We start from the raw sequence: 14,051 nt of genomic DNA on the forward strand, positions 1-14,051 counted from the left end.
CGGTGTTCGGCCCCAGCACCTGCGAGTGCCCTTGACCCGAACCGGCCATGAACAGGCGCGCCCGCTCCCGAGCGCGCCTCGCCCTGCAGGTGGCATCGGCGCCGGCAACCCGCTGACCAGCGGCGACACCCCGCTGCTGACCTGCGACGTCTGGGAACACGCTTACTACATCGACTACCGCAACCTGCGTCCTAAGTACGTCGAAGCGTTCTGGAACCTGGTCAACTGGAAATTCGTGGCCGAGCAGTTCGAAGGCAAGACCTTCGTCGCCTAAGCCCGTTTGCAGTCAGAAAAAACCCGGCAATGCCGGGTTTTTTTATTCTGTCGCCAGGGTCCGGCCTGTCGCGCCAGCGCAGCGCACTCACACCCATCCCGCTAAAAAATCTCGCCCGCCCCTCAAGTTGCAAGGCGGGGCTACCGACATATAACCGATTGGTACGGACATGCCAGATCCCGGCATTCCGGCCAAGCCTGCAGGTGGAATATCCTGGGCATGATTGTCCCTTTGACTGCCACAACGGGATTGCCAATACTCATGGCAACTTGACGCCACCCGCACGGAACTAAGGAATAGCCCCTTTGAAGCTGGAACTCAAAAACAGCTTGTCGGTGAAGTTGCTCCGGGTTGTGCTGCTGTCGGCACTGATAGTGGGCGTCGTCCTGAGCTGCGCACAAATCGTCTTCGATGCTTACAAGACTCGGCAGGCGGTCGCCAGCGATGCCCAGCGCATTCTCGACATGTTTCGCGACCCCTCGACCCAAGCCGTTTACAGCCTGGATCGCGAGATGGGCATGCAAGTCATCGAAGGCCTGTTCCAGGACGACGCTGTGCGCATGGCGTCCATCGGCCATCCCAACGAAACCATGCTCGCGGAAAAGACCCGCGACCTGCAGGCTTCCTCCAGCCGCTGGCTGACCGACCTGATCCTCGGCCAGGAACGCACCTTCACCACGCAACTGGTGGGTCGCGGCCCCTACAGCGAATACTACGGCGACCTGAGTATCACCCTCGACACGGCCACCTATGGCCAGGGTTTCATCGTCAGCTCGGTGATCATTTTCATTTCCGGCGTGCTGCGCGCCCTGGCCATGGGCCTGGTGCTGTATCTGGTTTATCACTGGCTGCTGACCAAGCCGCTGTCGCGCATCATCGAGCACCTGACCACCATCAATCCGGACCGCCCCAGCGAACACCAGATTCCGTTGCTCAAGGGGCATGAGCGAAATGAACTGGGGATCTGGATCAACACCGCCAACCAGCTGCTGGCCTCGATCGAGCGTAACACCCACCTGCGCCATGAGGCGGAAAACAGCCTGCTGCGCATGTCCCAGTACGACTTCCTCACCGGTCTGCCCAACCGCCAGCAACTGCAGCAGCAACTGGACAAGATCCTGATCGACGCCGGACGCCTGCAGCGCCGGGTCGCGGTGCTCTGCGTCGGCCTCGACGACTTCAAGGGCATCAACGAACAGTTCAGCTACCAGACCGGCGACCAATTGCTGCTGGCCCTGGCCGATCGGCTGCGGGCCCATAGCGGTCGCCTCGGCGCCCTCGCCCGCCTCGGCGGCGACCAGTTCGCCCTGGTCCAGGCCGACATCGAACAGCCCTACGAAGCCGCGGAACTGGCGCAGAGCATTCTCGACGACCTGGAAGCGCCGTTCGCCCTCGACCACCAGGAAATCCGCCTGCGCGCCACCATCGGCATCACCCTGTTCCCGGAAGACGGCGACAGCACGGAAAAACTGCTGCAGAAAGCCGAGCAGACCATGACCCTGGCCAAGAGCCGCTCGCGCAACCGTTATCAGTTCTACATCGCCAGTGTCGACAGCGAGATGCGCCGGCGCCGCGAACTGGAAAAAGACCTGCGCGAAGCCCTGAACCGCGAGCAGTTCCACCTGGTCTACCAGCCGCAGATCAGCTACCGCGATCACCGGGTGGTCGGCGTCGAGGCGCTGCTGCGCTGGCAGCATCCGGAACACGGCTTCGTCCCGCCGGACCTGTTCATCCCCCTGGCCGAGCAGAACGGCACCATCATCGCCATCGGCGAATGGGTACTGGACCAGGCCTGCCGCCAACTGCGCGAGTGGCATGACCTGGGCTTCAGCGACCTGCGCATGGCGGTCAACCTGTCCACCGTGCAGTTGCACCACGCCGAGCTGCCGCGGGTGGTCAACAACTTGCTGCAGATCTATCGCCTGCCGCCGCGCAGCCTGGAGCTGGAAGTCACCGAGACCGGCCTGATGGAAGACATCAGCACCGCCGCCCAGCACCTGCTCAGCCTGCGGCGCTCCGGCGCGCTGATCGCCATCGACGACTTCGGTACCGGCTACTCGTCCCTGAGCTACCTCAAGAGCCTGCCGCTGGACAAGATCAAGATCGACAAGAGCTTCGTCCAGGACCTGCTGGATGACGACGACGATGCCACCATCGTCCGGGCGATCATCCAATTGGGTAAAAGCCTGGGCATGCAGGTGATCGCCGAAGGCGTGGAAACCGCCGAGCAGGAGGCCTACATCATCTCCGAGGGCTGCCACGAAGGTCAGGGTTACCACTACAGCAAACCCCTGCCGGCACGGGAGCTGAGCGCCTACCTGAAACAGGCCCAACGCAGTAACGCCGCCATCCTCTGAACCGCCGATTGCGCGCACAGGCTTGACCTGGCGCAATCGCGTCCTGAATAGGAAATATTTACAAGCGCAACCCTTTACACATAATGCAAATCTTTCGCATTATGTCGCAGTTTTGCGCGCCCTCCGCGCCTCTCCACCCCTCTCTCGAAGCAGGATTCTCGCCATGATTCGTATGCCTCTGGCTACCGCCAGTCTGTTGGCCATCGCTATTTCCCTCGCCGGTTGCGGCGAAGGCAAAGACAAGGCTGCCGCGCCTCAAGCCGCTACTCCAGCCGCCAGCACCGCGGCCCCTGCCGCGCCTGCGGCCGGCAAGGTCGATGAAGCGGCGGCCAAGGCGGTCGTCGCGCACTACGCCGACATGGTCTTCGCCGTCTACAGCGATGCCGAATCCACCGCGAAAACCCTGCAAAGTGCGATCGACGCCTTCCTCGCCAAACCCAACGCCGACACCCTGAAAGCCGCCAAGGCCGCCTGGGTCGCCGCTCGCGTGCCTTACCTGCAGAGCGAAGTGTTCCGTTTCGGCAACACCATCGTCGACGACTGGGAAGGCCAGGTGAACTCCTGGCCGCTGGACGAAGGCCTGATCGATTACGTCGACAAGTCCTACGAGCACGCGCTGGGCAACCCGGGCGCCACCGCCAACATCATCGCCAACACTGAAATCCAGGTCGGCGAAGACAAGGTCGACGTCAAGGACATCACCCCGGAAAAACTCGCCAGCCTCAACGAGCTGGGCGGTTCCGAGGCCAATGTCGCCACCGGCTACCACGCCATCGAATTCCTGCTCTGGGGCCAGGACCTGAACGGCACCGGCCCTGGCGCCGGCAACCGTCCGGCATCCGACTACCTGGAAGGCGCCGGCGCCACCGGTGGCCACAACGACCGTCGTCGTGCCTACCTGAAAGCCGTGACCCAACTGCTGGTCAGCGACCTGGAAGAAATGGTCGGCAACTGGAAACCGAACGTGGCCGACAACTACCGCGCCACCCTGGAAGCGGAACCGGCTGAAAGCGGCCTGCGCAAAATGCTGTTCGGCATGGGCAGCCTGTCCCTGGGCGAACTGGCGGGCGAGCGCATGAAGGTTTCCCTGGAAGCCAACTCCCCTGAAGACGAGCAGGACTGCTTCAGCGACAACACCCACAACTCGCACTTCTACGATGCCAAGGGCATCCGCAACGTGTACCTGGGCGAATACACCCGCGTGGACGGCACCAAGCTGACCGGCGCCAGCCTGTCGTCGCTGGTGGCGAAAGTCGACCCGGCCGCCGACACCGCGCTGAGAAACGACCTGGCCGCCACCGAAGCCAAGATCCAGGTCATGGTCGACCACGCCAACAAGGGCGAGCACTACGACCAGCTGATCGCCGCCGGCAACGACGCGGGCAACCAGATCGTGCGCGACGCCATCGCCGCGCTGGTCAAGCAGACCGGCTCGATCGAGCAGGCCGCGGGCAAGCTGGGCATCAGCGACCTGAACCCGGACAGCGCCGATCACGAATTCTGATCAGCGTCCTGGCCATGAAAAAGGCGACCTTCGGGTCGCCTTTTTTGTGCCCATCCAGCCCCCCGCAACCCTGTCGCCGCTGCCGTGGCATCCTTGCCCCAGGTCAAGCGGAACGATAATTCCTCTTATTCAAATTCCCCCGCCCTGTTAGACTTTGCGCCCTTGTTTTGCTCGTCTTGCAGGATATCCGATGCCCTCGTCGCTGCTTCGCTGGTCCGCGTTGTTCATGGCCTTGAGCCTGAGCGCCTGCGATGATGCCCCGCGCTTTACCCAGGCCGAGCCGGGCGAAGCGCGCGCAGGCGGTGACGCGACCGTGCGCAAGAGCGACCAGAACGCCTTTTCCATGCCGTCGGCCAACCTGTCGCCGACCCGGCGCCTGGACTTCAGCGTCGGCAACAGTTTCTTCCGCAACCCCTGGGTGATTGCCCCTTCCACCACCACGGCCCGCGATGGCCTGGGCCCGTTGTTCAACACCAACGGCTGCCAGAACTGCCATATCAAGGACGGCCGCGGCCACCCGCCGACGCCCGACTCGGACAACGCGGTGTCGATGCTGGTGCGCCTGTCGATCCCCAACGAACCGGCCTATGCCAAGGTCATCGAGCAGATGGGCGTCGTGCCCGAGCCGGTGTACGGCGGGCAGTTCCAGGACATGGCGGTGCCCGGCGTCGCCCCGGAAGGCAAGGTACGGGTCGACTACGAACCGCTGACTGTACGCTTCAAGGACGGCAGCGAAGTCGAACTGCGCAAGCCGAAGCTGCAGATCACCCAGCTCGGTTACGGCCCGATGCATCCCGACACCCGCTTCTCGGCGCGGGTAGCCCCGCCGATGATCGGCCTGGGCCTGCTCGAGGCCATCCCCGAGGCGGCGATCCTGGCCAACGCCGAAGCCCAGGCCAAGGGCAAGGACGGCATCGCCGGACGGCCGAACCGGGTCTGGGACGATGCCCAGCAGAAGACCGTACTCGGGCGTTTCGGCTGGAAAGCCGGACAGCCCAACCTCAATCAACAAAATGTTCACGCGTTCTCTGGTGATATGGGCCTGACCACTAGCCTGAGACCTTTCGATGACTGCACCGACGCCCAGACGGCCTGCAAGCAAGCCCCCAACGGCAACGGGCCGGACGGAGAACCGGAAGTCAGCGACAACATCCTGCGCCTGGTGCTGTTCTACAGCCGCAACCTCGGGGTTCCGGCGCGCCGCGATGTCGACTCGCCCCAGGTGCTGGCCGGCAAGAGCCTGTTCTACCAGGCCGGCTGCCAGTCCTGTCATACCCCCCAATTCACCACTGCCGCCGATGCCGCGGAACCCGAGTTGGCCAACCAGGTGATCCGCCCCTACAGCGATCTGCTGCTGCATGACATGGGCGACGGCCTGGCCGACCACCGCAGCGAATTCCAGGCCGGCGGCCGCGACTGGCGCACCCCGCCGTTGTGGGGCATCGGCCTGACGGAAACGGTCAGCGGCCACACCCAGTTCCTGCATGACGGTCGCGCCCGCAACCTGCTCGAAGCCGTGCTCTGGCACGGCGGCGAGGCCCAGGCGGCGCAGCGTCAGGTTTTATCCTTCAATGCCGAACAGCGCGCCGCGCTGCTGGCCTTCCTGAACTCTCTTTAACGCCTTCTCTTATAAGAAACGGGAGCCCGAACATGTTCCGTCCCAAGCTGTTGTTCACCAGCCTTGCCGCGCTCGCCCTGGGCGCCTGCTCGCCCCAGGACCCACAAGCCGTGACCTCGGCGGCCATCGCCAAACAGGTGATCCTGCCGTCCTACAGTCGCTGGGTCGAAGCCGACCGCCAGCTGGCGGTCAGCGCCCTGGCGTTCTGCGAAGGCAAGTCCAGCCTGGACACCGCCCGCGCCGACTTCCTCCACGCGCAGAAAGCCTGGGCCGAACTGCAGCCACTGCTGATCGGCCCGCTGGCCGAGGGCAACCGCTCCTGGCAGGTGCAGTTCTGGCCGGACAAGAAGAACCTGGTCGGGCGCCAGGTCGAGCAACTGGTCAGCGCCACGCCGCAGATCGACGCCGCCGCCCTGGCCAAGTCCAGCGTCGTGGTGCAGGGCCTCTCGGCCTACGAATACATCCTCTACGACAGCAAGATCGACATGGCCGACAGCGCGCAGAAAGCCCGCTACTGCCCGCTGCTGAGCGCCATTGGTGAACGCCAGAAGCAGCTGGCCGAAGAGATCCTGTCGCGCTGGAACACCAGCGACGGCATGCTTGCGCAGATGAGCAAGTTCCCCAACCAGCGTTACGCCGACTCCCATGAGGCCATCGCCGATCTGCTGCGGGTCCAGGTCACCGCGATCGACACCCTGAAGAAGAAACTCGGCACGCCGATGGGTCGCCAGAGCAAGGGCATTCCCCAGCCGTTCCAAGCCGACGCCTGGCGCAGCCAGTCGTCCATGCAGAGCCTGGAAGCCAGCCTCGCCGCGGCCCAGACCGTCTGGGCCGGCGTCGACAACAAGGGCCTGCGCAGCCTGTTGCCGGCCGAGCAGAAACCCCTGGCCGACAAGATCGACGCGGCCTACGCGGCCTCGCTGAAGCTGTTCGCCAGCACCCAGCGCTCGCTGACCGAACTGCTGGCCGACGACGCCGGCCGCCAGCAACTGAACGATATCTACGACAGCCTCAACGTCGTCCACCGCCTGCACGAAGGCGATCTGGCCAAGGCGCTGGGCATCCAACTGGGCTTCAACGCCAACGACGGTGACTGATCATGCTGCGACGTCAGGCCTTGGCACTCGGCAGCCTGCTGCTGAGCGCCGTCACCCTGGGTGGCTGGACGCTGTTCAGGCACAAGGACCAAAGCCCGCTGCTGCTCTCGGCGCGGGATGACGGCGACGGCAAGCATTACGCCGTCGGCTATCGCCTGGATGGCAAGCAGGTGTTCGCCACCCAGGTCGGTCAACGCTGCCACGACATCATCAACCACCCGACGCTGCCGATCGCCCTGTTCGTCGCCCGCCGCCCGGGCACCGAAAGCTACCTGATCGACCTGCGCGACGGCACCTTGCTGCAAACCCTGGCCTCGCAGCCGGACCGGCACTTCTACGGTCACGCGGTGATCCACAAGAGCGGCGACTGGTTGTACGCCACCGAGAACGACACCCGCGATCCGGGACGCGGCCTGCTCGGGGTGTACCACTTCGAGGGCGAACGCCTGGTGCACAGCGGCGAGATCCCGACCCACGGTATCGGCCCGCACCAGGTGTCGTGGCTGCCGGACGGCGAAACCCTGGTGGTGGCCAACGGCGGCATCCGCACCGAGGCGGAAAGCCGCGTCGAGATGAACCTCGATGCCATGGAGCCCAGCCTGGTCCTGATGCAGCGCGACGGCACCCTGCTGAGCAAGGAAACCCTGGCCCAGCAGATGAACAGCGTGCGCCACATGGGCATCGCCAACGACGGCACCATAGTCACCGGCCAGCAGTTCATGGGCGACGCCCACGAATCGTCGCAGCTGCTGGCGATCAAGCGCCCGGGGCAGCCGTTCCAGGCCTTCCCGGTGGCCGAGCACCAGTTGCAGGCGATGGGGCATTACACGGCGAGCGTCGCCGTGCACAGCGAACTGCGCCTGGTCGCCCTCACCGCCCCGCGGGGCAACCGCTTCTTCATCTGGGACCTGGACAGCGCCGAAGTGCGCCTGGACGCCCCCTTGCCGGACTGTGCCGGTGTCGGCGCGGTGGCGGACGGTTTTGTCGTGACCTCGGGCCAGGGACGTTGCCGCTTCTACGACTGCCGCCAGCCACAACTGGTGGCAAAGCCCCTGGATTTGCCGGCAGGGCTCTGGGACAACCATTTGCACCTGGTCTAGTTTTTCTCCCCGCACAGGATCGGAACAAGGGGTACCGGATAACCGGATTGTGATCTGGATGCCCCCTGAAAGTCGGAGTAATGTCCCGGCTATCAGCTGCGTTTTCCCAGCTTCGTTTTCCAAAGGACCGGAATATGCTGCGCCGCCGCATGCTTATCATGTTGGGTGTCGTCCTGTTGATCGTGCTGTCGCTGGCCGGCTACAAGGCCTTCTCCATCTATCAGCAGGTCAAGCTCTTCGCGATACCCAAGCCGCCGATCAGCGTGGCCGTGGCCACGGCGCGCGAACAGCCGTGGCAAACCCGCCTGCCCACGGTCGGCACCCTCAAGGCCCTGCAAGGGGTCAACCTCAGCCTGGAAGTGGCCGGCACCGTCAGGGAGCTGCAATTCGAGTCCGGGCAGAAGGTCACGGCCGGGCAGCCGTTGCTGCAACTCGACAGCGCCGTGGAAAGCGCCCTGCTGGAAACCGCCCAGGCCGACCTGGGCCTGTCCCAGCTGGACTTCGGCCGCGGCAGCCAGCTGGTGGGCAGCCAGGCGATTTCCCGCGGCGAATTCGATCGCTTGTCGGCGGTGCTGCAAAAGAACAAAGCCACGGTCAACCAGCTCAAGGCCGCGCTGGCGAAAAAACGCATGCTCGCGCCCTTCAGCGGCACCATCGGTATCCGCCATGTGGACGTCGGCGACTACCTGGCCAGCGGTACGGTGATCGCCACCCTGCAGGACCTCAGCAGCCTGTATGTCGACTTCTTCGTCCCGGAACAGGCGGTGCCGAAGATAGTTCTGGGGGAATCGGTCCAGGTCACGGTGTCCGCCTACCCGACGGAACAGTTCACCGCCACCATCAGCGCCATCAACCCCAAGGTCGAGGACACCACGCGCAACGTGCTGGTCCGCGCCACCCTGGCCAACCCCGACGGCAAGCTGCTGCCGGGCATGTTCACCAACCTGCAGGTGCTGCTGCCCGATCCGCAGCCCCGAGTGGTGGTCCCGGAAAGCGCCATCACCTATTCCCTGTACGGCAATTCGCTGTACGTGGTCACTGAGAAAAAGGCCGCCGACGGCAGCCCGGAAAAAGACGACAAGGGCCAGCCGGTGTTGATCGCCGAACGGCGCTTCGTCGAAACCGGCGAGCGGCGCAACGGGCTGGTGCTGATCAACAAGGGCGTGAGCAACGGCGAACAGGTGGTGAGCGGCGGACAGATCAAGCTCGACCATGGCGCCCACATCACTACCACGCCGGACAAGACGCTGCCCGCCGAACAGAACGGCCCGCCACGCGCGAACTGATCGAGGACCTCACCATGGCGTTTACCGATCCGTTCATCCGCCGCCCGGTCCTGGCCACCGTGGTCAGCCTGCTGATCGTGCTGCTGGGCTTCCAGGCCTGGAGCAAGCTGCCGCTGCGCCAGTATCCGCAGATGGAAAACGCCCTGATCACGGTGACCACCGCCTACCCCGGGGCCAACGCCGAGACCATCCAGGGCTACATCACCCAGCCGATGCAGCAGAGCCTGGCCAGCGCCGAGGGCATCGACTACATGACCTCGGTCAGCCGCCAGAACTTCTCGGTGATCTCGGTCTACGCCCGCATCGGCGCCAACAGCGACCGCCTGTTCACCGAGCTGCTGGCCAAGGCCAACGAGGTGAAGAACAAGCTGCCCCAGGACGCCGAGGACCCGGTCCTGAGCAAGGAGGCCGCCGACGCCTCGGCACTGATGTACATCAGCTTTTTCAGCCAGGATCTGAGCAACCCGCAGATCACCGACTATCTGTCGCGGGTGATCCAGCCGAAACTGGCGACCCTGCCGGGCATGGCCGAAGCCGAGATCATCGGCAACCAGGTATTCGCCATGCGTCTGTGGCTGGACCCGGTCAAGCTCGCCGGCTACGGCCTGAGCGCCAGCGACGTGACCAGCGCGGTGCGCCGCTACAACTTCCTGTCCGCGGCCGGCGAGGTCAAGGGCGAGTATGTGGTCACCAGCATCAACGCCAGCACCGAGCTCAAGTCCGCCGAGGCCTTCGCCGCCATTCCCCTGAGGACCGAGGGTGACAGCCGGGTGCTGCTCAGCGATGTGGCCCGGGTGGAGATGGGCGCGGAGAACTACAACGCCATCAGTTCCTTTGGCGGCATCCCCTCGGTCTATATCGGCATCAAGGCGACCCCCAACGCCAACCCGCTGGACGTGATCAGCGAAGTGCGCAAGCTCATGCCCGAGCTCGAGGCCCAGCTGCCGCCCAGCCTCAAGTCCGAGATCGCCTACGACGCCACGCGCTTTATCCAGGCCTCGATCAACGAGGTGGTGAAGACCCTGTTCGAAGCCGTGCTGATCGTGATCGTGGTGGTGTTCCTGTTCCTCGGCGCCCTGCGCTCGGTGGTGATCCCGGTGGTGACCATCCCGCTGTCGATGATCGGCGTGATGTTCTTCATGCAGTTGATGGGCTATTCGATCAACCTGCTGACCCTGCTGGCGATGGTGCTGGCCATCGGCCTGGTGGTGGACGACGCCATCGTGGTGGTGGAAAACATCCACCGGCATATCGAGGAAGGCAAGACGCCGCTGGATGCGGCCCTCGAAGGCGCCCGGGAAATCGCCATGCCGGTGGTCTCGATGACCATCACCCTGGCCGCGGTCTACGCCCCGATCGGTTTCCTGCAGGGGCTCACCGGGGCGCTGTTCAAGGAGTTCGCCCTGACCCTGGCCGGCGCGGTGGTGATTTCCGGCATCGTCGCCCTGACCCTGTCGCCGATGATGTGCGCCCTGCTGCTGCGCCACGACCCGAACCCCAGCGGCCTGGCCCACCGCCTCGACCTGATTTTCGAGGGCCTCAAGCAACGCTACCAGCGCCTGCTGCATGGCACCCTCGACACCCGGCCGGTGGTGCTGGTGTTCGCCCTGATCGTGCTGTGCCTGATCCCGGTCCTGCTCAAGTTCACCAAGTCGGAGCTGGCCCCGGACGAAGACCAGGGCATCATTTTCATGATGGCCACCGCGCCCCAGCCGGCCAACCTGGATTACCTCAACGCCTACACCGACGAGTTCCTGGATATCTTCAAGACCTTTCCCGAGTACTACTCGTCGTTCCAGATCAACGGTTTCAACGGCGTGCAATCGGGTATCGGCGGCTTCCTGCTCAAGCCCTGGAACGAACGCAAGCGCACCCAGATGAAGATCCTGCCCGAAGTCCAGGCCCGGCTCGCGGGCATCGCCGGGTTGCAGGTCTTCGGTTTCAACCTGCCGTCCCTGCCGGGCACCGGCGAAGGGCTGCCGTTCGCCTTCATCATCAACAGCCCCAACGATTACGAGTCCTTGCTGGAACTCTCCAACCGGGTGAAGAAACGCGCCCTGGAGTCGGGCAAGTTCGCCTTCGTCGACATCGACCTGGCGTTCGACAAACCGGAAGTGGTGGTCGACATCGACCGGGCCAAGGCAGCGCAGATGGGCGTGTCGATGCTGGACCTGGGCGGGACCCTGGCGACCTTGCTCGGCGAGGCGGAAATCAACCGTTTCACCATCGAAGGCCGCAGCTACAAGGTCATCGCCCAGGTCGAGCGGCCTTATCGCGACAACCCCGAGTGGCTGAACAACTACTACGTGAAAAACACCAAGGGCGAGGCGCTGCCGCTGTCGACCCTGATCACCGTCCACGACCGGGCTCGACCGCGACAGCTCAACCAGTTCCAGCAACTCAACGCCGCCACTATCTCCGGGTTTCCGGTGGTCAGCATGGGGGAAGCGATCCAGACCGTGCGCCAGATCGCCGAGGAAGAAGCGCCGCCGGGCTATGCCTTCGACTACGCCGGCACATCGCGGCAGTTCGTCCAGGAAGGCAGCGCGCTGTGGGTGACCTTCGGCCTGGCGCTGGCGATCATTTTCCTGGTGCTGGCGGCGCAGTTCGAAAGCTTCCGCGATCCGCTGGTGATCCTGGTGACGGTGCCGCTGTCGATCTGCGGGGCCTTGATTCCACTGTTTCTCGGCTGGTCGAGCATGAACATCTATACCCAGGTCGGGCTGGTGACCCTGATCGGCCTGATCAGCAAGCACGGTATCCTGATCGTCGAGTTCGCCAACCAGTTGCGCCAGGAGCAGGGGCTGACCCCGCGCGAGGCCGTGGAGGCCGCTGCCGCCATCCGTCTGCGGCCGGTCCTGATGACCACCGCAGCGATGGTCTTCGGCATGGTGCCGCTGATCCTGGCCACCGGGGCCGGTGCGGTCAGCCGTTTCGACATCGGTACGGTGATCGCCACGGGGATGTCGATCGGCACCCTGTTCACCCTGTTCGTGCTGCCCTGCATCTACACCCTGCTGGCCAAATCGGAGCACTGATCGACAGCCACAAAAAAGCCTCGCGATGCGAGGCCTTTTATCTGGGGTCGATAGTATTCAACTCTGGGGTTTCATTGCCTGGGTCAGGCCGAACATGAACAACAAAAGATCCTGATCGGGTCTGGCTGCCGCGGTTGTCTTGGGCACTTTGGCGACCCGTGGCAGAGGGCAATGGGCCCCCGCCTGTGAACTACTGAGAACTTCCATGCGCGGCTGCTCCCAGGCAGCCACCGCCAAGGACGCAACTGCCAAGGCTCCTACTAAAAATAAACCTCGCGCAATTTCGAGTTTCATCGCTATAAGCCTTTGATAGCGCTGCCAAACGCCGTCCTATAAAAATAGTAGAGTTTGTCCCAGTCCGTGGTGCTCCACGACGAGTGGCGGCGTAATTGTTTCATGTCATGGGCCGCAGCCCGTTTAGCGGTCAGGCGCTGACGGCACTTTTCGAAATCCAGCAGCGCGATGTCCACCTGCGCCGCCTCGCCTTCACCCTTGACCCGCACGAACACGTGCTTGCTGTACAGGCAGCCATGTTGCCAGCGGCCTCGATGCATCCGGGCCAGCGCAGCTGCCAGCTCCTTGAGCAGGCGCTCGTGCAAGGCCTCGCCGTGGCGCTCACGCTCGCCAGCGGCATACCAATGGTCGATCTCCACGAAACCGTCCAGCGCCTCGGTCACCAGCAGGGCACGCCACTGACCCTGGGCATCCCGCTGGGCCCCGCAGAACACCAGGTGCGGAACCTCCACACCGAGCTGGCCCAGGCCCTTGAGCGCATCCTGCTCGCGCAGCACCGTGGGCCGTCCGAAGGGATGCAACCAACTGCGATAGATATGGCCGACCTGACGCTTGGCATACAGCAGGCGCCCGTCGGTACCCTGAATTCGTTGAACGCCACTTTCCCCACCGCGACGCTGATTAGGCTCTTCGACCCACTCCCCCTGGCGATTCCAGAAGTAGTTGAAACGGTCTGCGGCAGCGACTTCCATTTCCGGTGCACATTCAACGGCCATCCTGTTACCTCTTGCGTAATACGTAAACTCGCCACATGGCGTAGAGCGGAAAAAAGTCCAGGTGGTCCTGGACACGAAAACCGGCCTGCCTGAATTCTTCTTCAACCGTGGCAGCCGGTAACACAAAACGATTCTGGTAACCTCCCGGCCCGGATTCCTGCTTGCGCCGAGCTTCCATGCGCTTGCGTTTCCAGGCCTTGAAATTGCCATCGACCCACAATGAAACGATCACGCTGTCCCGGGTAACCCGCTGAAACTCCTGGAGCAGAGCCAGGCGATGGGCCGGCTCGCCGATGTGATGCAGCAGGCGCATGCAAAAAATACTGTCGACGGCGTTGTCCGGCAGGTCGATGTCGAATGCAGACGTCTGCAAGGGTCGTACCCGTTTCACCACTTCGGCCGGTTGCGCCACCGTGGCGATCTTCAACATCGCCGCCGAGTTGTCCGCACCGATGATCACACGGTTGGGTTTCTCCGCCAGCAATGGCCAGAAACGCCCGGCCCCACAGGGCAGGTCGAGCACCAGGCCCGGTTCGCCGGCCATGGCCAGTGCCGCCCGCGCCAGCTGCTCGTCGCGCTTGTGGGACAAACGACGGGATACGCCATCCTGATGCTTGAGCAGGTACTCCTGGGCATGTTGTTCGTCGTACTTGTCGGAAAACTCCAACTTGATCGGGTCCGCCATCACACAGTCTCCTGAATCTGATGGCCCCACCTTAGGCAGCGGCGTGTCAGCGTCAGGTCATGTCTTTGTGAAAACTTCGTCC

General features: G+C 63.8%; 11 protein-coding genes. 8 read left to right on the plus strand and 3 right to left on the minus strand.

The features are described 5' to 3' along the window. From ACQKQA_RS21435 to ACQKQA_RS21470, 8 genes are all read left to right on the plus strand, one after another. Window positions 1–274: superoxide dismutase (locus ACQKQA_RS21435; protein WP_427562055.1), on the plus strand; the 274-nt coding region annotated here is incomplete at its 5' end. A gap of 305 nt (window positions 275–579) precedes the next feature. Further along, complete coding sequence (locus ACQKQA_RS21440; protein WP_427562058.1) at window positions 580–2,631, plus strand: putative bifunctional diguanylate cyclase/phosphodiesterase; 2,052 nt, start codon at window positions 580–582, stop codon at window positions 2,629–2,631. A gap of 163 nt (window positions 2,632–2,794) precedes the next feature. Further along, window positions 2,795–4,135 (plus strand): imelysin family protein, encoded by a 1,341-nt coding sequence (locus ACQKQA_RS21445; protein WP_427562061.1) that lies wholly within the window; start codon window positions 2,795–2,797, stop codon window positions 4,133–4,135. Between the two features lie 190 nt (window positions 4,136–4,325). Then, the gene (locus ACQKQA_RS21450; protein WP_427562064.1) at window positions 4,326–5,753 is read left to right on the plus strand and encodes a di-heme oxidoredictase family protein; all 1,428 of its coding nucleotides are present in this window, start codon (window positions 4,326–4,328) and stop codon (window positions 5,751–5,753) included. Window positions 5,754–5,785: 32 nt separating this feature from the next. After that, window positions 5,786–6,850, plus strand: coding sequence for an imelysin family protein (locus tag ACQKQA_RS21455; RefSeq protein WP_427562067.1), 1,065 nt, complete (start codon window positions 5,786–5,788; stop codon window positions 6,848–6,850). Between the two features lie 2 nt (window positions 6,851–6,852). Continuing rightward, window positions 6,853–7,950, plus strand: a complete 1,098-nt coding sequence (locus tag ACQKQA_RS21460; protein WP_427562070.1) for a DUF1513 domain-containing protein — start codon at window positions 6,853–6,855, stop codon at window positions 7,948–7,950. A 134-nt stretch (window positions 7,951–8,084) separates the two neighbouring features. Continuing rightward, window positions 8,085–9,236 carry an efflux RND transporter periplasmic adaptor subunit gene (locus ACQKQA_RS21465; protein ID WP_427562073.1) on the plus strand — a complete coding sequence of 384 codons (1,152 nt, stop codon included), beginning with the start codon at window positions 8,085–8,087 and terminating at the stop codon, window positions 9,234–9,236. A gap of 14 nt (window positions 9,237–9,250) precedes the next feature. Then, complete coding sequence (locus ACQKQA_RS21470) at window positions 9,251–12,274, plus strand: multidrug efflux RND transporter permease subunit (protein WP_427562076.1); 3,024 nt, start codon at window positions 9,251–9,253, stop codon at window positions 12,272–12,274. A 57-nt stretch (window positions 12,275–12,331) separates the two neighbouring features. On the opposite strand, the gene ACQKQA_RS21475 is transcribed toward ACQKQA_RS21470, so the two are convergent. Genes ACQKQA_RS21475 through ACQKQA_RS21485 form a run of 3 tightly spaced genes read right to left on the minus strand, consistent with a single transcriptional unit; the run spans window position 12,332 to window position 13,969 of the window. After that, window positions 12,332–12,568, minus strand: a complete 237-nt coding sequence (locus tag ACQKQA_RS21475; protein ID WP_427562079.1) for a hypothetical protein — start codon at window positions 12,566–12,568, stop codon at window positions 12,332–12,334. A 2-nt stretch (window positions 12,569–12,570) separates the two neighbouring features. After that, on the minus strand, window positions 12,571–13,284 hold the full coding sequence (locus ACQKQA_RS21480) for a lipopolysaccharide kinase InaA family protein (protein WP_427562082.1): 714 nt from the start codon (window positions 13,282–13,284) through the stop codon (window positions 12,571–12,573). Between the two features lie 4 nt (window positions 13,285–13,288). After that, window positions 13,289–13,969: a class I SAM-dependent methyltransferase gene (locus tag ACQKQA_RS21485; protein WP_427562085.1), complete on the minus strand. Its 681-nt coding sequence runs from the start codon at window positions 13,967–13,969 to the stop codon at window positions 13,289–13,291. Window positions 13,970–14,051: the final 82 nt, after the last annotated feature.

It is taken from the genome of Pseudomonas sp. NPDC089530 (genome assembly GCF_050280705.1).
Taxonomy (GTDB): Bacteria; Pseudomonadota; Gammaproteobacteria; order Pseudomonadales; family Pseudomonadaceae; genus Aquipseudomonas.